The organism is Enterococcus sp. DIV1059_2 (assembly GCF_051713685.1).
Taxonomy (GTDB): domain Bacteria; phylum Bacillota; class Bacilli; order Lactobacillales; family Enterococcaceae; genus Enterococcus_D; species Enterococcus_D casseliflavus.
The window spans coordinates 1,968,923-1,988,332 of sequence record NZ_JBIOQK010000001.1; the positions used below are offsets into that span (position 1 = coordinate 1,968,923).

At 42.4% G+C, this 19,410-nt stretch carries 18 protein-coding genes and 1 other RNA gene; 4 read left to right on the forward strand and 15 right to left on the reverse strand.

Features of this window, described 5'->3' with window-relative positions; all coding sequences use genetic code 11:
* Positions 1-252: 252 nt before the first annotated feature.
* Together alaS and IGI72_RS09175 are read right to left on the reverse strand one after the other, a co-directional pair.
* Positions 253-2,895, reverse strand: a complete 2,643-nt coding sequence (gene alaS / locus IGI72_RS09170) for an alanine--tRNA ligase (RefSeq protein WP_438753910.1) — start codon at positions 2,893-2,895, stop codon at positions 253-255.
* 351 nt (positions 2,896-3,246) lie between these two features.
* A complete protein-coding gene (locus tag IGI72_RS09175; RefSeq protein WP_438753912.1) occupies positions 3,247-4,299 on the reverse strand; it encodes a DUF7278 family profilin-like fold-containing protein in 1,053 nt (350 codons plus the stop codon).
* 70 nt (positions 4,300-4,369) lie between these two features.
* Between IGI72_RS09175 and IGI72_RS09180 the strand changes: the two genes are divergently transcribed.
* Positions 4,370-4,807 carry a GNAT family N-acetyltransferase gene (locus IGI72_RS09180; protein ID WP_438753914.1) on the forward strand — a complete coding sequence of 146 codons (438 nt, stop codon included), beginning with the start codon at positions 4,370-4,372 and terminating at the stop codon, positions 4,805-4,807.
* Between the two features lie 37 nt (positions 4,808-4,844).
* Here IGI72_RS09180 and IGI72_RS09185 read toward each other — a convergent pair whose 3' ends face one another.
* Entirely contained in the window at positions 4,845-6,191 is a 1,347-nt protein-coding gene (locus IGI72_RS09185) for a DEAD/DEAH box helicase (protein ID WP_005226134.1), read from the reverse strand.
* 58 nt (positions 6,192-6,249) lie between these two features.
* On the reverse strand, positions 6,250-7,413 hold the full coding sequence (locus IGI72_RS09190; protein WP_438753916.1) for a VanZ family protein: 1,164 nt from the start codon (positions 7,411-7,413) through the stop codon (positions 6,250-6,252).
* Positions 7,414-7,506: 93 nt separating this feature from the next.
* Here IGI72_RS09190 and IGI72_RS09195 point away from each other — a divergent pair, with 93 nt between their 5' ends.
* Positions 7,507-7,833 carry a hypothetical protein gene (locus IGI72_RS09195; RefSeq protein ID WP_010748384.1) on the forward strand — a complete coding sequence of 109 codons (327 nt, stop codon included), beginning with the start codon at positions 7,507-7,509 and terminating at the stop codon, positions 7,831-7,833.
* A 156-nt stretch (positions 7,834-7,989) separates the two neighbouring features.
* On the opposite strand, the gene IGI72_RS09200 is transcribed toward IGI72_RS09195, so the two are convergent.
* The 8 genes from IGI72_RS09200 to IGI72_RS09235 form a co-directional block, all read right to left on the reverse strand.
* Positions 7,990-8,223: a hypothetical protein gene (locus IGI72_RS09200; protein ID WP_438753918.1), complete on the reverse strand. Its 234-nt coding sequence runs from the start codon at positions 8,221-8,223 to the stop codon at positions 7,990-7,992.
* The gene (locus IGI72_RS09205; protein WP_438753920.1) at positions 8,220-8,600 is read right to left on the reverse strand and encodes a hypothetical protein; all 381 of its coding nucleotides are present in this window, start codon (positions 8,598-8,600) and stop codon (positions 8,220-8,222) included. Before IGI72_RS09205 ends, IGI72_RS09200 begins: the two co-directional genes overlap by 4 nt.
* A gap of 83 nt (positions 8,601-8,683) precedes the next feature.
* Positions 8,684-9,343 carry an HD domain-containing protein gene (locus IGI72_RS09210; protein WP_005226139.1) on the reverse strand — a complete coding sequence of 220 codons (660 nt, stop codon included), beginning with the start codon at positions 9,341-9,343 and terminating at the stop codon, positions 8,684-8,686.
* 146 nt (positions 9,344-9,489) lie between these two features.
* Positions 9,490-11,004 carry a carboxypeptidase M32 gene (locus IGI72_RS09215; protein WP_015509741.1) on the reverse strand — a complete coding sequence of 505 codons (1,515 nt, stop codon included), beginning with the start codon at positions 11,002-11,004 and terminating at the stop codon, positions 9,490-9,492.
* Complete coding sequence (locus tag IGI72_RS09220) at positions 11,001-12,164, reverse strand: THUMP domain-containing class I SAM-dependent RNA methyltransferase (RefSeq protein WP_010748389.1); 1,164 nt, start codon at positions 12,162-12,164, stop codon at positions 11,001-11,003. Before IGI72_RS09220 ends, IGI72_RS09215 begins: the two co-directional genes overlap by 4 nt.
* Before the next feature lie 66 nt (positions 12,165-12,230).
* An RNA gene (gene rnpB, locus IGI72_RS09225) (RNase P RNA component class B) lies at positions 12,231-12,596 on the reverse strand.
* A gap of 24 nt (positions 12,597-12,620) precedes the next feature.
* Complete coding sequence (gpsB, locus tag IGI72_RS09230; RefSeq protein ID WP_005226142.1) at positions 12,621-13,031, reverse strand: cell division regulator GpsB; 411 nt, start codon at positions 13,029-13,031, stop codon at positions 12,621-12,623.
* A gap of 71 nt (positions 13,032-13,102) precedes the next feature.
* Positions 13,103-13,648, reverse strand: a complete 546-nt coding sequence (locus IGI72_RS09235) for a DUF1273 domain-containing protein (protein ID WP_005226143.1) — start codon at positions 13,646-13,648, stop codon at positions 13,103-13,105.
* A 70-nt stretch (positions 13,649-13,718) separates the two neighbouring features.
* On the opposite strand from IGI72_RS09235, the gene recU reads away from it, so the two are divergent.
* On the forward strand, positions 13,719-14,345 hold the full coding sequence (recU, locus tag IGI72_RS09240; protein ID WP_010748391.1) for a Holliday junction resolvase RecU: 627 nt from the start codon (positions 13,719-13,721) through the stop codon (positions 14,343-14,345).
* 1 nt (position 14,346) lies between these two features.
* A complete protein-coding gene (locus IGI72_RS09245; protein WP_034857413.1) occupies positions 14,347-16,668 on the forward strand; it encodes a PBP1A family penicillin-binding protein in 2,322 nt (773 codons plus the stop codon).
* 79 nt (positions 16,669-16,747) lie between these two features.
* Here IGI72_RS09245 and IGI72_RS09250 read toward each other — a convergent pair whose 3' ends face one another.
* The 3 genes from IGI72_RS09250 to lepB form a co-directional block, all read right to left on the reverse strand.
* The gene (locus tag IGI72_RS09250) at positions 16,748-17,947 is read right to left on the reverse strand and encodes a hypothetical protein (RefSeq protein ID WP_438753923.1); all 1,200 of its coding nucleotides are present in this window, start codon (positions 17,945-17,947) and stop codon (positions 16,748-16,750) included.
* Positions 17,947-18,798, reverse strand: coding sequence for a hypothetical protein (locus IGI72_RS09255; RefSeq protein WP_438753925.1), 852 nt, complete (start codon positions 18,796-18,798; stop codon positions 17,947-17,949). Before IGI72_RS09255 ends, IGI72_RS09250 begins: the two co-directional genes overlap by 1 nt.
* A 121-nt stretch (positions 18,799-18,919) precedes the next feature.
* A complete protein-coding gene (lepB, locus tag IGI72_RS09260; protein WP_015509748.1) occupies positions 18,920-19,399 on the reverse strand; it encodes a signal peptidase I in 480 nt (159 codons plus the stop codon).
* Between the last annotated feature and the right edge of the window lie 11 nt (positions 19,400-19,410).

Below are 19,410 nucleotides of genomic sequence, written 5' to 3' on the forward strand. Positions count from 1 at the left end.
TTTCTTATTTTACCCCGAAGGAATTCAATTAAACAACTATTCGTATCGTTTTTTCGAAAAAAAGCGAATTCCCTTCAATTATCAAACGCATTTTCAGATAACACGTAGGAAAAAAGGAAAAAGATAACGGAAGGGTCTCCCCCTCCGTCATCTTCGTTCAAAAAAGGAATGTGTTAAAGACCTACGCTCCTCTTTCACCTATCTTCTTAAAGGAAAGGAACTCGCGGGTACAGATTCAACCAGCTAGTGTGCTTACTTGGCAGCTAACCACGCTGCTGCTGTCTCAAGTGCTGCTGCGATTCCTTCTGGATTCTTCCCGCCGGCTTGTGCCATATCAGGACGGCCGCCACCGCCGCCGCCAACTTTAGGTGCGATCTCTTTGATCAAATCGCCTGCTTTCAATCCTTTTTCGTTGGCTGCTTTGTTCATGGCAGCTAAAAGATTCACTTTGCCATCATTCGCGGTAGCTAACACTAAAATATCAGAATGGTCTTTTTGTTTCCATTGGTCAGCTAGTTGACGTAATTGGTTCATGTCCTTTACAGTCACTTTTGCTGTGATCAGACGCAGACCATTTACTTCTTTGACATCCTTGAAAACATCCCCTGCTTGCTGGTTTGCTAACTTGCTGGCAAGAGCTTCGTTTTCTTTTTGCAATTCACGCAGCTGCGCTTGCAGTTGTTCTGTTTTGGCAACGACTTCTTTTAATTGGGCGGATTTAACGATCCCTGCAATTGCTTTTAATTGCGCTTCTTCTTCATGCAATAACGTATAAGCTTCTTGACTAGTCACTGCTTCGATCCGACGAACACCAGCACCGATCCCTGATTCAGAAACGATTTTGAAAATACCGATATCCTCCGTATTTGCTACATGGGTTCCCCCACATAATTCGATCGACCAATCGGCAACATTGACGACGCGAACGTCATGCCCATATTTTTCACCAAAGAGTGCCATCGCTCCCATGCCTTTTGCGGTATCGATATCCGTTTCGATCGTCACAACAGGAAGAGCTTCCCAAATTTTCTGGTTGACGATTTGTTCCATTCGGCTCAGCTCTTCGCTGGTCACTTGCCCAAAATGACTAAAGTCAAAGCGCAAATGTCCTGGAGCAACTAATGAACCTGCTTGGTTCGCATGGCTGCCTAATACTTCTTTTAAGGCTTTATGCAATAAGTGAGTCGCCGTATGATTTTTAATGATCTTATTGCGACGATGCTGATCCACTTGTAAGAAATAGTTCACGCCTTCTTTTAGTGGCGCTTTGATTGTAGCAGTATGCAAGAACTGACCGTTCGGTGCTTTTTTGACATCCGTCACTTCCGCTACAATCGTACCATCTTCTGCTACGATCGTGCCTGTATCCGCAACTTGTCCACCCATTTCTGCGTAAAATGGTGTTTCGGCAAAAATCAGTTTTGCTTCACCTGTCGAAACAGAATCATGTAACGCTTCGTCTTGGATGATCACTAATAATTCGCTGTTTGCTTCAAGTGAATCATAGCCAACGAAACGGCTGTTTACTTTGATATCTGTCAATAAAGCGGATTGTACGCCCATTGAAAGCTCCGTTTGTCGAGCCGCACGAGCACGGGCACGTTGTGCATCCATTTCTTGTTCAAACCCTTGGTGGTCCACTTTCAACCCTTCGTCTTCCGCCACTTCTTCTGTCAATTCAACTGGGAAGCCGTAAGTGTCATACAATTTGAAAATATCTTGACCAGCTAACGTATCTTGACCGTCTGCTTTTACTTGGGCGATCACTTGATTTAAAATATCTAACCCTTCATTGATCGTTTCATGGAAACGTTCTTCCTCGTTGCGGATCACTTTCTCAATAAATTCTTGCTGTTCTAGTACTTCAGGATAGTAGCTTTCCATGATCTCGCCAACGATCGGTACTAATTTGTATAAGAAGGCAGTATCGATCCCTAATTTTTTCCCATGCATGACTGCACGACGTAATAAACGACGTAAAACATAGCCACGGCCTTCATTTGAAGGAAGTGCCCCATCGCCGATCGCAAAAGAAAGCGCGCGGATATGGTCTGCAATCACTTTAAAGGAGATATCTGTCGTTTTGCTGTCGCCGTAGTTCACACGACCGCTTAAATCTGCCACTGCATTAATGATCGGCAGAAACAAGTCTGTTTCAAAATTGGTTGGTGCATTTTGAACGATGGAAACCATTCGTTCCAGCCCCATCCCCGTATCAATGTTTTTATGTGGTAGTGGTTCATAGGAGCCATCTGGTTGATGATTGAATTCTGAAAAGACCAGATTCCAGATTTCCAAATAGCGTTCATTTTCGCCACCAGGGTAGTTTTCGGGATCATCTTCCGCTACGTCATTAAACTCAGGACCACGGTCATAGAAAATCTCTGAATCCGGTCCACAAGGTCCTGCACCGATGTCCCAAAAGTTGTCTTCAATCTCAACGATATGCTCTGGTGGTAAGCCGACTTCTTCTGCCCAAATCCGTTTTGCTTCTGTGTCTTTTGGATAAACCGTGACATATAATTTGTCTGGATCAAAAGCCATCCATTCTGGTGAGGTCAAAAACTCCCATGCCCAATGGATCGCCTCATTTTTGAAGTAATCGCCGATTGAAAAGTTGCCTAGCATTTCAAACATCGTATGATGTCTTGCTGTTTTCCCAACGTTTTCAATGTCGTTAGTCCGAATCGATTTTTGCGCATTGGTAATTCTTGGGTTTTCAGGAACAACACTGCCATCAAAATATTTTTTTAGCGTTGCCACCCCTGAATTGATCCATAATAAGGTTGGATCGTTGACTGGAACAAGGGACGCACTCGGCTCGATGGAATGTCCTTTTGATTGAAAGAAGTCCAAAAACATTTGGCGTACTTCTGCACTGGATAATTGTTTCACGTTATTCTCCTACTTTCTTCTGTGTTCGCTTAAGATACAGGGGCTGACAAAATTGCTGGTAAGGCGCTCTTATTCCTGTAGAGTCATTTTGACGATAAAAAAACACCATTGCAGAGCAAGGACGTCGATACGCGGTACCACCTTGCTTGCAATGATGTGACTCATTACCTCTTAGACTCGTTAACGCGGAGTGGACGGCAACATTTCTGCTGCAGTTGAGCACCAAAGGGAGCAATCCGTCCGAATTCATGTTTTTCTCTCAGCAGTGAAAAACTTTCTGTAATGAATCATCAAACCGACCATATCCTTCGTCATTCAAAGTATAAGGAAATGTTTCGAAAAAGTCAATCCTCAAATCCGTTCTTTGTTGATCAGAATCGCTTTGCGGTAACGATAGCTCTGGGGAGAAAGCTTTTGATCTGGCTGCAGCATTTTCCGTGATCGGTAATAACTGGCATATGGCAAGGCATCGAATAAAGGATGCCCACAAATCTGCCAGTTCTCCATTTTTAAAGACAAGCCATCTGTCAGCTCCCACGCATCCGCAAGCCCATAGGTGCAGCCAAATAAATTCGGTTCAAGCAATTCAGCGGTTGACAAAGAGACACCATCGTCGCAGGACTTTTCATTGCCCCAGCGAAAAAGTCGCCGAGTCGCAGCACCGCAAACGTATTCCCATTGATCCTCTGATAGCAGCTGAAAGCCTTGTTTGTCTAACTGCTGTTTCAATTCTGTTTGACTGACGGATTCGTGGGTAAATAACTGATAGGTTTCCGATAACGGCTCGAGTGCAGCAAAATAGCGATTCTCTTCGTGGTAAAAAGCGGGTAATTCCCAACGCAAGCTTTCCTCAAAGGACGCTGGTGCTGTGAATTGTGCCTTTAGCTCTTTTTCGAAAACACTGAATTGATCGACTAACCCGTGAAACTCCCCAGTGATTGTATTTAACTGCCCGATATACCTTGCGCCAGCAGGCAGAGAACTTTTTTGGACTAGCATAGGATCAATCACAGCTTTGCGCAAAGGGCTCGTAGACTCATTGACAAAAATCCCCCAATCCTGGCTGGTTTCTAACTCATAGATTGTTTCCAGCTGGCGAATGATCTCGTTGGGTGGTGACTGCCAATTTTTACTCCAGCAAGTAGCTGGTAATCCTTGCACACCGAGATCCCAACCTAAGATCGCCTCAGAGTTCCCTGGTATAAAGACAAAGTCTTCGCCATCGATCGTTAATTCAAAGGTAGCACATTTCAACCCTGCATACGTCAAATGACTAAAATGGACATCGGTGATCTCCTTTAAAGGACTGACAAAATACATTAAAATTTGCTGGATCAGCTGTTCTTTGATTTCAAAGGACAGTGTCTTCCAATTTGACCATTGTAACGCCTCAAAAAAATCCACGTCATTTCTCCTCTCATCTGCTACAATTACTATATAACGAGTATACCACGAAAAAGGAGGAAAACGACTGATGCTTTATTTTGGACGCAGTCCGTGGATGCTACAAGCGGTTTTCGCCCTGCGGCAAGCCGTTTTTGTGGAAGAACAGCACATCCCTATAGAATGGGAATTTGATGAAAAAGACCAAACCTGCCCATACTTTCTTTGGTTAGATGGACGCATCCCGATCGCGACCATTCGCTATCAATTCTCTTCACCGAACACTCTGCAACCTGATCGCTTTTGCGTAGCTAAGGCCTATCGGTACCAAGGATACGGCACCAAATTATTGCATTATCTCGAAATGCGTGGTGTCCAAGAGGGTGCCCTCCAATCAGTGTTATCCGCAGAGATCGACGCTTGTGCGTTTTATGAATCCCGTGGGTATCAAAAAACATCTGAACCCTATGCTGAAGATGGCGTATTGTGTGTAGAAATGACCAAACAATTAAAAACAGCAGTCAAGTAAGAGTAGTTCTCTTCCTTGACTGCTGTTTTGCTAAGCATTAGCTATTCGAATTTTTCTTGTTTTTACGGGCCGTTCGAGTCGTTTGACGACGTTCGATCTTCCGTTTTTCTTTGTTCTTCTTATCAACAGCCCATTGAATTTTTTTCTTGTAGCCAGGCTTGATTTTTTTCTTCTTTTTCTTGACTAAGCCAATCAAGGTTGGGTCTAATTCGTCACGAGATTTTTCTCGCTTTTGCCGACGATTCCGATCGTAAGTCGCAACGATCTCGCCATTTTTGATTTCCTTCGGTTGGAAAACAACCCCTAGATCTTCGATGGCTTGGATTGCCCCTTCATCGCTTGGATCATATAAAGTGATCGCGGTCCCATCCATTTGGTTTCGACCGGTCCGACCAACACGGTGGATAAAGAAATCCAAATCAGCTGGAATCTCAGCATTGATGACATGAGAAACCCCTTCAATATCAATTCCTCGCGCAGCTAAATCTGTTGCGACAACATATTGGTAGTCCAAATTTTGCACTTGGCGCATGATCCGTTTTCTTTCACGAGGACTGATGTCGCCGTGGATCTTCGCTACTTTTAAGCCTTGTTCCTTTAAGTAATCCGTAATTTCATCCACACGGCTCTTCGTGTTGGCAAAAACGATGGCAAGATAGGGATGGCCTGTAGTCAATAATTGATAGATCAATTTATTGGTATTTTTCCCTTTGGTAGAAATCAACCAATTCTCGATCGTATCAGAGATGACTGCTTTCGATTTGATTTCTTCGATCAATGGATTGGCCATGTATTTTTTCAAGAATGGGCGCAATTTCTCTGGAATCGTTGCGGAGAAAACCAGCATTTGTAGTTTCTCAGGCAAACGCCCCGCAATTTGATCGACTTCTTCCAAAAAGCCCATATCCAAGGTCATGTCTGCTTCATCCACGACAAATACATTGGCAGTGTGAACCCCTAACGCTTGTTCGTTGATCATATCCAAGATACGACCAGGTGTCCCAATCACGACATGGGGCTGTTGATTTTGCAGACGGCTTAATTGACGTTGCTTATCCGTTCCTCCGACGAAATTTGACACTCGAATTTCAGGATCATGAAATCCGCCGATTTGTTTTGCGGCGTGATAGATTTGCGTGGCTAATTCACGACTCGGTGCAGTGATCACTACTTGCACTTCATCTTTTTCGGCATCGATTTTATCCATCAACGGCAGTAAAAATGTGTGGGTCTTACCACTTCCGGTCTGTGATTGCCCTACAACACTGCGTCCTTTTTGGATAACAGGTATCAGTTTTTCTTGCACTTCTGTTGGTTTAGAGAACTTTTTATCAGCAAGTGCTTCATAAATAAATGGTTGAAATTTAAATGACTCAAAAGACATTCAAACACCTTCTTTCTTTTAGCATCCTTTGGATTATAGCATATGTTGCCTTGTTTTCCTAACTTTCTTTTGTAATCGATTGAGGATCGATCGTACTGATAGTATACGTTGCACTGCGGCGTTCATAGAAAAAGCGGCTTTCTTTTTTTATTGCTGCCCACAAGAGATTCAAGTAAAAACCAAACTGGATCAACCCAAAAATAACTACCATCAACAAACTAACAACTAAAAGCAGCAGATTGTTGGACTCAAGAAACGGTGCGAAAAAGATATTGACCCGACTGATGCTGGCATAAATCAGATAAAACAAACCATAGCGTTTCAATAAAGCCCCCAAGCTGACACGCTCACGGCCTTCTTGCATGATTTTGATTCGTACGAGTTTTTTTCCAATCGTTTGTCCTTTGGCAAGGTAAGCCATCAACACAAAGTACAGCAACACTTCAAGAGCAAAGTACCAATAGTCCCCACTAAAGTCCCGTACCATCTGTTGAGTGAGCAAACGAACAGCGATCACCACAATAAAACTGACCACATTCAGTATTCCCCAGTCGATCAACCAAGCAAACACCCTTCGTGTCACAGTCACCCGAGTGCCTTTGGCGTAAGAATCGGCATCCATCTCTTCCCTTGATGGCAATAAGAACGTAAAAAGTGGGGCGATCGTCCAGCCCACAAGCCCTCCAACTGTATTGACAAAGAGATCATTGACATCGAATAAGCGATACGGACGAGGATAAATAAAATACAGTCCCGTCAACTGCGTTAATTCAAAAAACAACGTCAGGCAAAACGTAATAACGAGTGTTTTTAAAAAGGAACATTTGAAGTAATAACGCAAATAGACCCCAAATGGTAAGGTCAACAATAAATTAAAGAGTGGCTCAAGAAAGACCCCCTGCTTCATAGCGGGAAGATAGGTTTGCGGATCGTGAATGTTTAAGACGGTCTGTTGGACAAAATGTTGCCACGATGCCCCTAACTGCAATTCCATCTTAGGACCAGTCATCTGCGCTACCTCTTCGATCGAGGGCAATGGTAGGATAACTAAGAAATAGGCGCACAATAAATAGAAGACAAATGAATACAGAACCAGTGCGCGTGACAAGATAAAACGACCGTATTTTCGATATTGGATAACAAAAAAAATCATTGATATCGCCAATGCTAGGAAAGGAAAAACCAGCAAGGCAACCTTTATTGGGGTAATATAAGCGGACATAAAGAACTCCTTCACGTTTTCTTTTTATCTTACACGCTATTTCCCAAAACGTAAATTTTGGAGTATCATAAAAGAAAAGGAGGTTAAAAAATCATGTTAAATCCCTATTTTGCCTTTGGCGTACCGGCATTCCTTTTGGTTTTATATGCAGCTTTTGCTCTTTTTCGCCGGTCTTCCGATATTCCCTATTTAGGCTTCGTCCTTTTCATCATTGCTGGTTTTCTGACAGGATTTAGTTTACAAGTCATTCAACAAGCCATCAATGAAGTGGAGAAAACATCTCTTGAACACGTGCAAGAAACCCACCTTTACTCGCCTTACTTATTAGCGATTCCATTGATTGTGGGCATTCTTTTACTGATTGTCAACTTGATTCGCGGCTATTTAAAAGTCAAAAACGTTCGTCTGCGGACAAAATAAAAACAACTTACCTAGAAATACGAATTGATCCTGCTCCTCTTGACGGGAAATGAGATCGCTTCGTATTTTTTTGGTAAGCTGCCTAGATTGCTAGACCCCTTCTAAAGATCCATCCGCCACTTTCGTAGTAAAACAGTTTATCAACTAAAAAAAGGTTTATTCGTCGGCTAGTTCTTCATCCAGGTCTGTCTCTGAGGTATCAGCAAAAGACTCTTTCACATCATCATTGACTTGCTCCAATAAATAATGCCAATCACTATTCGACACAACCACCACATCGATATTCTTTTCTTCATCAATCAGCTCGAGATTCGAAACATCCTCTCCTAACTGCTGGAATAGGTCGATCAATGTTTGGTCTTGTAGCGTTACGTATTCAGTCCGTTTCATCCTTCTTCCCCCCATGAGTCAAAAAATTCATAAAACAAGATATCGAAACTAGTAAGATCGGTCATCTTTTGTAAAGTAGATAGATCTAAACGAATAAACGCTTTTTCCACTAATAAATAATGGTTTTCTTCCAGCGCTTCTTCGATAAATGGTAAAATCTCTTCTTCATCCCCTAATGTTTCACTAGAGATTTGGTCAATTTGATCAAACAAGCGATCATCTTGCAACAAAAAGAATTGATCGTCGTAAAGATAGATTGCGATTTGATATTGCCGGATGGGTAGCTCAGCCCGAATGACAAAAAAGCATTCCCCTGAATTGGAAATCGCTGGCAATAGTTCATTCGGTTGTAATGCCTGTTGGTAGTACATTTCCATCCCTCCTTTGTACTTACTATTATAAAGAACAAAGGAGGAAAAAGGAAATAATCGAATTTTAGTTTAAAAAACTCTAAACAAAGTTAGACATCCCATTCTGCATAGAATTCTTCTAAAAAATCCTTCATGAAAGCCACACGTCGTTGGGCTTCTTTTTTGCCATACGCCGTGGTCATCTTTTCAGGAAGCAAAAATAGTTTCTCATAAAAATGATTGATCACCGTCGTCCCTTTTCGGTAATCTTCATGATTTTGAAACGTCTTTGGGGCTAAGTCACTGACATGGATCGGGTGTTGATGACTGCCACCAAAATAACTCGTCCGTAAAATACCGATCGCACCTAAAGCATCGAGACGATCTGCATCACGAACGACGCGGCCTTCTACTGAGACAACTTGCGCGCCTTGCAAAAGTTCTTTTGAAAAAGACAGATTCTCGATAATAGAAAAAATTTCTTTCGTTTGTGCTTCACTGGCTCCCGCTGTGGTCAAACAAGCTCGCACTTCGTTAGACGCCGCTGTGACATCCGCCACAACTTTGTCATCCACCGTATCATGGAGATAGGCTGCCGCCTGTACGACAAAGCAATCAACTGCCAATTCGTCGGCATCAATGATGGCTTGACTTAACCCAGCCACTCGTTTGACATGATCAAACCCATGTCCTGTGTAATCATTCCCCAGAATACTTTCGGCATAAGCAATTACTTTGCTAAGATCGGCAACATTGTATTCTTCCTTCATTTTTTTCCTTCTTTCGATATGAAAGCAGCTAGCCTTCTTTTTTCGATGGTGATTGATACAAAAGGAAAAGAAGTTCAACAAGACGAGCACCCCATGAAATAATTGGGGCGGCAACGTCTTGCGAAGCTTCTTTCCACTCGTTACTTTTAAGCGAAATCTTGCGTCTCGCTGATTTTATAGACACTAAAATAGATCTTGCGTAAATAGTCTAATAGATATTGAGGATTCAATAATTCATCCGTTGCATCTAAAATCAATTCATTTGGTTTCTTGGATGCGCCATATTGATGAATATTTTCAGTCAGCCATTTACGAATCGGTGAATAATCATCCGAAGCCAACACTTCATCGACATTAATTTCTTTTTCCATGGCGTGGAGTAATTGCGCTGCATACATATATCCTAGAGCATAGGATGGGAAATACCCGAAGCTTGAACCTGACCAATGAACGTCTTGTAAGATCCCTTCCAAGTCATTTTCTGGACGAATCCCTAAATATTCCTCGTATTTGTCATTCCAGATTTTTGGCAGTTCATCGATCGATACGGTTTCGTTAAAGATCATTTTTTCGATCTCGTAACGAATAATAATATGAATGACATATGTCAGACTATCAGCTTCAATACGGATCAAGCTAGCTTTTGAGTGCTTTAAGGAGTCATAGAAAGTGTCAAAAGACACATCATCAAACGTGCCTTCCGCACATTCTTGGAAAAATGGGTATTGCTTTGCCCAGAAATTGCGGTTGCTGCCGATAATGATTTCATTAAACAGCGATTGGGATTCGTGGATTCCCATGGACGCCCCTTCATGAACAGGCGTGCCTTCGTATTTCTCATCGATGTTTTGCTCGTACATCCCGTGACCAGCTTCATGAATCACACCGAACAGTCCCATCGAAAAGTCAGTTTCGCTCCAGCGTGTGGTCAACCGTACATCATTGTGGTTGATCCCCGTAGCGAATGGGTGGACCGTATTATCCAAACGGCCGCGAGAAAAGTCATAGCCTAAGTCGGCGATCACTTTTGAGATAAATTTACGTTGTTGCGCTTCGGTCATCTTACGTGAAAGGATCGAAGTGTCTGGCGCTGTTCCTTTTTCAGCCAATTGACGACGAATATCCATGATACCGTCTCTCACTTGTGAGAATACGTTATCCAAGATCTCAACCGTCATATTCGGCTCGTATTGGTTTAACAAGACGTCATAGTTCGTCAGCTCATTTTTCTTCCAATAAGGAATCAATTCTTTCGTCAAGCGAATGTTTTCAGAAAGAGCGTCTTTAAATAAAGAAAAATCTTTTTCTTTACGGGCTTTGAGCCAAGCAGTATGTGCTTTTGACGTAGCTGCGGAAGCCGCCATCGCCAACTCATTGGGCACATCTTTTTGTAATTCATATTCTTCTTTGACTAATTGATACGCAGCTTTCCCTACTTCTGATAATTCATCTGGGTGTTTCCCGAAATAGCTGATCGCTTCTTGGATTGGTTCCCCCACTTTTTTGTCAAAGTATAGACCATATAAATAGCTGTCAACTTCCGCACGGTAATCACTGGCTTTTTCTGGCATCCCTGTTTGATTATCCCAGCCTAAGATCCCCATTGCTTGTTGTAATAGATCGATTTCTTTTAATTCTTTCAGAAATTCTTGTTCTTTCATTCAGCAGACTCCTTTTTGCGTGGCGGACGTTGTCCCCAGTATTGGAAGAGATCGGTACGAATCGCACCGTTGTATAATTTGCGTTTTTTTGTCGCTTTTTCGCCGTAATGGGTCTCAAAAGTCAAGTCACTGGTCAAAAAGTACTTGCTCCAGGTTTTTAGCGGCCGAAACACTTGGCCCATTTCCTGATACAGTCGCTGAACGGACGCTTCTTCTCCTAAGCGTTCACCATAAGGAGGGTTAGCCACAACGACACCATACTCTTTTTCTGTTTTAAAGTCTTTAACGGCTTGTTGTTTGAAGGTGATCGAGTCTCCTAGACCGATTTCTTCCGCATTTCTGCGGGCGATCTCAATCATTCGACCATTGATATCCGAACCGGTAATATCTAATTCGACATCATAATCTGCTGCTTCATCTGCTTCTTTCCGTACTTTTTCAAATACTTCTGCTGGGAACCAATCCCACGTTTCGCAAACAAATTCCCGATTAAAGCCAGGGGCGATATTGTGACCGATCAACGCTGCTTCAATACACAACGTGCCTGATCCACAAACGGGATCGACAAACGGCTTGTCTTTGTACCAATTTGTCAGCATCACTAAAGCCGCAGCCATGTTTTCTTTCAGCGGCGCGCCTCCTTTTTCTAAACGATAGCCACGTTTAAACAAACTAGGGCCAGTCGTATCCAATGTGATCATCGCATGGTCTTTCAATAAAGCGACTTCTAATTGGAAAAAAGCGCCCGTTTCAGTCAGCGGCACACTTGCTGGACGATGGTATACTTCTCTTAAGCGATTGACGATTGCTTTTTTGGTAATCGCTTGACAATCAGGTACACTATACAATTTTGATTTGATTGATTTTCCAGCTACCGGAAATTCAGCATCTAAAGGTAAAAAGTCTTCCCACGGTAACGCTTTAACTTCTTCAAACAGCTGATCGAAAGTCAATACGTCAAATTCCCCGACGACAATTTTGATACGGTCCGCTGTACGGAGCCACAAGTTCGCGGTAGCAATGGTCTCCATCGTCCCTTTAAAACGCGCTCGGCCGTTTTCAACCTCACACTCGATCCCTAAATCCCGTAATTCTTTGCCCACTAGTGCTTCTAAACCGCTCGCAGCGGTGGCAATACAATTAAATGTTTTTTCAGTCATAACGCTCTCCTTCTTGGTATAAAAAAACCTTCCGTTGCTGGAAGGATTCCCTGATAGGTTGTGATTTTCTATAAGCCATGTTTTGTCCGTATTTTCCTCAGGGAGAAGAAAACACTGGGTAATTATCTATCTGCAATTACTTGCCTTCTTGCTCCGTTCATTTCCGTGCAAAAAGTGCCCCTACCATTGTTTGGGTTGCTCGCTCGAGGGGTTTACCGCGTTCCACCAAGACGGTTTCCCGCCTTGCTTCGTCACTGTGGCACTTTCAAGGATACTTAGGCATAGCTTACACCTTAGCCATTTTTCCTGCCGTTACTTTCTCAAGTACCCTAGCTTATGGTTTCGCTAGGCACGAACACTACAAGCATCTCAGCTTGTGCGAGCATGGACTTTCCTCAGCATAATCGAGTTATGCCGCAATTACCCGAAAACCACAACTATCTTTTCTACATTAGATTAGAATTGACGGGTTTTTTCGTTGTCATCTTCAAAATCAGCATTTGTATAGTTGCTGTTGTAGGAAGAAGAACGAGTGACAGGTTCTGATTCACGATCAAGCTTTTTGCCAAACACTTCTTTTTCAAGATTAGACAAACGTTTCAAAATATCAAAGTTTGTAACGGTTTGGCTTTTCGGCGCTTCTTGTTGAACACGAGATGCGATCGCTTGGTTTTTCGACAATTGATCGATTTTCGCTGTCAGACGGTCATTTTCTTCTTGCAGGGCTAAGATCTCTTTATTGTAGCTTTCGTAGTCTTTAATGATATTATCTAAAAACTCGTCCACTTCAACTGGATCATACCCGCGCATTTTTGTTTTGAATTCTTGTTGCAGAATATCTTTTGGACTATAAATTAAATTTGCCATTATTTACACCTCATTGTTTATTCCAAATGGTTTTCACTTTCTAGACCATTCTATCAAAAAATATACGAAAATCAAAGTAAATTACTATCAAATGTTGCGTTTTGTAGGTCATCCATTGTTATTTGATGAATAAAGTAGGGATTTTGCTCACTATAAGCTTTGGCATCTCTTAAGAAATAATTAGGTTTTCCTGGAAATTCGTCATCATATAACACAAGTGCGCCTTCGGTATGCTCCAGTAAAAATGCCGTGTGATTTCTTAATTGACTGGGGTCTTGGTAAGGCTTATGGCTGGTGGCATTGACATAATCGGCAAATGACTTCGCTGTTTGCAGTGCCTGCTGATTTGTTTCGTTCCAATTTTCACCAAACCCTTCAAATGGAAAAATAATTCCTAGTTTCAGTTCTGGGTATGTCTGTTTTAATTGTTCAACGGCTTCGGCACACCACAGCTCCGCTCCAAGATTCCCGCTGATCAAGAGCCATTCTAACCCTTCTTCGACATAATTGGTCAAAGTCGACATTATTACTTTCTTAATAACTGCAATCTTGGGATCTTTTGCTTGAAAGACACCTAATTCATAATTACGATAGCCAGTAAAGTATAAGGTTTTCATTGTTTCTCTGGTCATCTCTTTTCTTTCCAAACGACTTTTTGGTATAATGTTGCCTAGGAGTGTGAACAACATGGTTATTCGTTACCCGAATGGACAATCTACTACCTATGATGACGGCAAAAAACAAAAAATGCAAGAGAAACTAATAAAGCCAAAAACGTATGCCAATCGTGGGATGCGTTTTGAAGAAGCAATCAATGAAAGCAACCTTTATTATTTGAATCGGAAACTTGCTGTCATTCATAAGAAACCGACACCAATTCAAATCGTGAAAGTAGATTATCCAAGAAGAAGCGCCGCCGTAATCAAAGAAGCCTATTTCCGTGAGGCATCCACCACTGATTACAATGGGGTTTATCAAGGGCAATATATCGACTTTGAAGCGAAAGAGACTCAAAACAAAACGTCATTTCCCTTTAAAAATTTTCATCCACACCAAATCAAGCATATGGAAGACTGTTTGGAACAAGCGGGTTTATGTTTCGTTCTTTTATGGTTTTCTAGTCTACAACGCTGCTTTTTTCTCGATAGCAAGTGCTTAATTTCTCAATGGCACCTGCAAAAAGAAACGGGGAAAAAATCAATGACACTGGCCTATATTGAGACGAATGGGATTGAAATCATCCCTTCAATTGCGCCGCGTATTCCCTATTTAAAAGCAGTTGATCAATTTTTAACGATGAAGGAGAATGATTAGTATGGCAAATGGATCACAATCGAGGACCTCTCGGCATGATTCTAAAAAAGGTACAGCTAAAAAAGCACCAAAGCCTCCTAAGGCAAAAGGCAAACGAAGCATTGGGAGTATTCTTTTAAAAGTATTTATGGGGCTGTTTTTCTTGGGCTGTATCGGGATTCTATCCGGGATGGGGCTATTCTGGTGGTATGCCAAAGATGCGCCTGCACTTGATGAAACACGCTTGGATTCAACGGTTTCTTCTCGTTTCTATGCGTCAAATGGCGAATTGATCACTGAATTCGGTAGTGAAACCAGAGAAAAAATTACAGCAAGTGAGATTCCTCAACTGCTGGAAGACGCGATCGTCTCTGTCGAAGATCGCCGCTTCTACCAGCATATCGGAGTCGATCCGATTCGGATCGTCGGTTCCGCATTATCCAATGCCACAACCGGCGGTATGCAAGGCGGAAGTACGTTGACACAGCAATTGATCAAGCTGTCCTTCTTTTCTACCAGCGCTGAAGACCAAACATTACGTCGAAAAGCACAAGAAGCATGGATGGCGGTTCGTCTTGAACAAATGAAATCAAAACAAGAGATCCTCACTTACTACATCAATAAAGTATATATGTCCAATGGTGTATATGGGATGCAAACGGCCGCAATGAAGTTTTACGGCAAGCCGTTAGCTGAACTAGACCTTGCGCAAACCGCTTTGATTGCCGGTTTACCAAATGCCCCTTCAGCTTTTGACCCATTTGCGCATCCTGATAATGCGAAAAGTCGGCGAGATGTGGTTTTAGGTGCAATGCTGGAAAATGAAAAAATCACACAAGCGGAATATGATGCGGCCGTTGCCGAGGATATTCAAGAAGGCTTGCAAGACAATCCCCGTGAAAACCAAGAGTGGAAATACTTTGACAACTACTTTAACGAAGTGATCGCTGAAGTCAAAGAAAAAACTGGGAAAGATGTGTATACTGACGGCTTAGATATTTATACTAATGTCGATATCGATGCACAAAAACGATTATATGACATCGTCAACAGTGACGACTACGTTGATTACCCAGATGACAAGATGCAAGTTGCCGCTACCTTAGTTGATGTTAACACAGGCAAGGTGACCGCTCAGATCGGTGCCCGTAATGTTGATGATGTTCTAGCAAATAACCTGGCTGTCAATGTCGCACGAGACTTTGGTTCGACCGTCAAACCAATCACAGACTATGGCCCTGCCTTTCAATTTCTACAAGATTCCACGGGTAGAATGATTTTAGATGAACCTTACACGTATAAAGGGACGAATATTCCTGTTTACAACTGGGATCGCCAATATATGGGCAATATCACCTTGCGGACCGCTCTAGCAGAGTCTAGAAATGTGCCGGCAGTGAAGCTGTTTGATGAAGTCGGCGCGGACAATATCGCAGACTTTCTCAGTGGTTTAGGAATCGAATATGATACGATCACCCAATCCAATGCGATTTCCAGCAATACGGATAAATTGGATGGCACAAAGTATGGGATCTCCAGTCTGAAAATGGCCGCTGCTTATGCTGCGTTTTCAAATGGTGGCACCTATTATGAACCACAGTACGTCAATAAAATCGTCATGCAAGATGGTACAGAAGACGAAGAATCCTTTAAAGTTTCTGGTCAAGAAGCAATGGATGATACGACAGCTTACATGGTGACCGATATCTTGAAAGATGTTATTTCTGTCGGAACTGGAACCAACGCGCAAATCGATGGTTTGTACCAAGCAGGGAAAACGGGAACGTCCAACTACACCGATGACCAGTTAGCACAACTGGATACATCGAATGGTGCCTACCCTGATATTACCTTTGCCGGCTATACTCCCTCCTACTCATTGGCGGTTTGGACAGGCTACAACGACAAAATGACACCGATCACTGATAGTAGTACCCATGTGGCTTCAGATGTCTATCGTGAATTGATGCGCTATGTTTCTGCTTCTGTAGAAAACACGGACTGGACAATGCCTGACGGATTGACACGGATCGGAAGAGAGCTTTATCTTGAAGGAACGTACACCCAACCAAGCTATTCAGCACCAAGTTCGTCCAGCAGCAGTTCCTACGTTGAACCAACGACACCTTCTACAGAAAGTAGCGAATCAACACCATCAAGTACAACAGAATCATCAAGCGAAGTAACACCACCAGTGACAACACCTGATGAGGATGATTCATCATCGGTCGTTACGCCTCCTGCTTCTAGTCAGGATCCCGGTTCAACAACACCTTCCAGCAGTGAGGATAATCCTTCCTCACCACCGGACCCGCCGGAACCAAACGATGGTAGTGTCGAATAATGGAGAATCGCAAAAAAACAGTAGATCAAAATCTGATCTACTGTTTTTTTATAACTAACTGCCATATAAATGTAGAAGCTTACTTTTCAAGCTCTTCAAACAGCAATTTTTTATCGGAAAGCTGATGAACTTGATTATGCAGATCGTCAAACAAGTGAATCACATTTTCTTTCGTCTCGTTCACTTCAAAAAGAATCTCTTTGGCACGATCATGAATCCCATCGATCCGCATTTCTGTTGTACGGATCATTCGTTCAGATTCGATTTTCGCTTCCTGAATTGTGCGATTCGCTTTTCTTCTAGCAAAGACTAAGACCTCACTGATTTCTGTTTGGAACTGCTCGTTTTCGATTTGTAGGGCTGCATTTTCTTCCCTTAATGCTTCGATTGTCGCCTGAAGCTCTGCGACTTCTTCATTTGATTCGCTAGCTGATACATTTGCAGCAAGCTCTTCTTTTTCTGCCAATTGCTGTTTCAAATCAGCAATTACCTCTTGCAGCTGCTGGATTTCTTGCCGCTTCAAGGTCCATTCAGCGCGTTCCTTTTCGTAAGTTTGTTTTTCTTGTTGCTCTTTTTCTTGCTGAACAGCTAACTTGGCTTCTAATTGCTGGATTTTTACTTCAAGTTTTTCTGTATCTACTTTTGCAAGCTGCTCTTCTAGGTCTTTGACTTTCTTATTCGCTTCTACTAGCGAAGCTTTTAATTCTTTTGCCTCTGCTTCTTGTTGAGCCACTACCTTCTGCTGTTTTTTTAACTGATTTTTTTCTTCCTGTAGTTGCTCATTTTCTAAAATCAATTCTTTGATTTCAAAAGATAAATTTTCAATCATATGATCCTTTTCTTGTTCTTTTGACTCTTGCTTATTTGTCTGGTTTGTACTCAATTCTTTCTCCATACGTTCTCCTTTATCTTCAACGAGTTGACTATCCTTGGCGTAGCTATCACGGTTGCCAGAGGACTTTTGCTGCACTGCTATCTTTTTGACACTTTGCTCTTTCTGCTGATCTCCAGCCACTCTTTGGTGAGAAATCGGTTTTGCGAAAGTTTGTGCGACAGGTTTTACTGCTTCTTTCTGGGTTTTAGGGAGTTCATTGTCCGCTGGTCGATTGGTCTTATCCTCTTTTTTTTCAGGCGTAGCCTTTGCGGACCCTTGATCCTCAACGATTCCCTCTTCTTGATTTGTCTCCTCAAATTCATTCAGCTCTTCTATGGATAATTGATTCACTTCATCCATTAGCTTTTGGGCAGAAAACCAACCTTTGTTTTTCTTTTTCATCATTAATTTTTCACACTGCCTTTTTGTTCATTTGTATTGATCGTTTCACTTTGATCCGTTTGAGGAGTAGACGATATGCTCTCGCTCCTCTCGTTGTTGGCTACTTCTTGAGCATCAGTGTTTGGGAATCTGCGTTCTAAAAGGGTCCAGACCCCATTCTCGTCACGAATGATCGTCTGCTCAAAGGACTGATCAGAATCCTTGGAAAATTGGACAGAGAAGGTTCCTTGGGTGATCAGGGGAACGTTCTGCATATCATGGAGTAGACGAGAAAAATTCTCTTCCCATCCGTTTAAGTCATCAATTGATGGTAATTTGCTAGATAGAACAATCGAGATTTCTTGCAAAGGCTGATCAACAAAAATCATCGCTACAGTGCGACCTAGATATGGTGATAACTGATAGGCCAACTCATATTCAGCTGCAAACTGTGCTTCACGATCATTGGAGACGAGTAAATGCTCCCAATCAATCGCTTCAAAAGAAAAGCCGTTCTCAGGATATGCAAAAATCGGCATACGCATCCATTCCGTTTGTTCAGTTCTTAGCGCGAAGACTTCCTCTTTCAATTGACTGGTTTCTTCTTGCAGCTTTTGCAAATGAATGCCGCCTGTCAGCTGAAAAACTGTTAGTAGCAAGACACTTACGATTATGGCACTACTGCAGCCCAATACAATTAGCAGGTGCCCACTGCGCAGGTTGTGCTTAAATAAACGCAGTTTCCTTTTGGCTAAAGCATCTGACGACAGCTGCTTTTCAACTTTTCTTAATAAATATTCTCGATACAATCGCCAACCGATGATACTACCTGCTCCAATGGCAAGCAGTATCATCCCAATATAGATAAAAATCACAGTCTCTTCCTTCCATCAAAACTAAAATTCGTTTTATTCATCCATTTTGATACAAACTTAGTCTCGTTGATATGTTGCAAGAAATGAATCATCGCAAACTTCCTTTCAAAAAGCTGATGTGTCAGAAGAACGTGGTCACCACACCATAAAAGGTTTTACTTGAAATGATTCCAAATTCTCTACTATCACTTGAAGTGAGCAGTGCATCGCCAACGACAAAGTACTCATCTTCTTTGAGGTACCCCCGAATCGGCAACGCCTCAACGGCTTCATCCTTCACAGTGATCATAAATGAAAAATCAAAGTCAGTATCCTCCGCCCCAATCAACAACCGCTCCTGTGTACGAACGAAGGAATCCCCCGGCACACCAATCACTCTCTTGATCAAAAACTTTCCTTCCTGTTCGAAAGCGATCAGCTGATAGCGATTTGGCTGGCGCTTTTTATGAATCAGCACAACTTGTCGATCCTCGATCGTCGGCAGCATGGACGTTCCTCTGACTAACGCCAGTCGATACGGCTGAAGAAACGCAATAAGCAAAAGGACCATCAAAAAGATACCGCTGATAGGAAGACCTATTTGTCTATGCCTTTTACTCATATTGCCAGCCC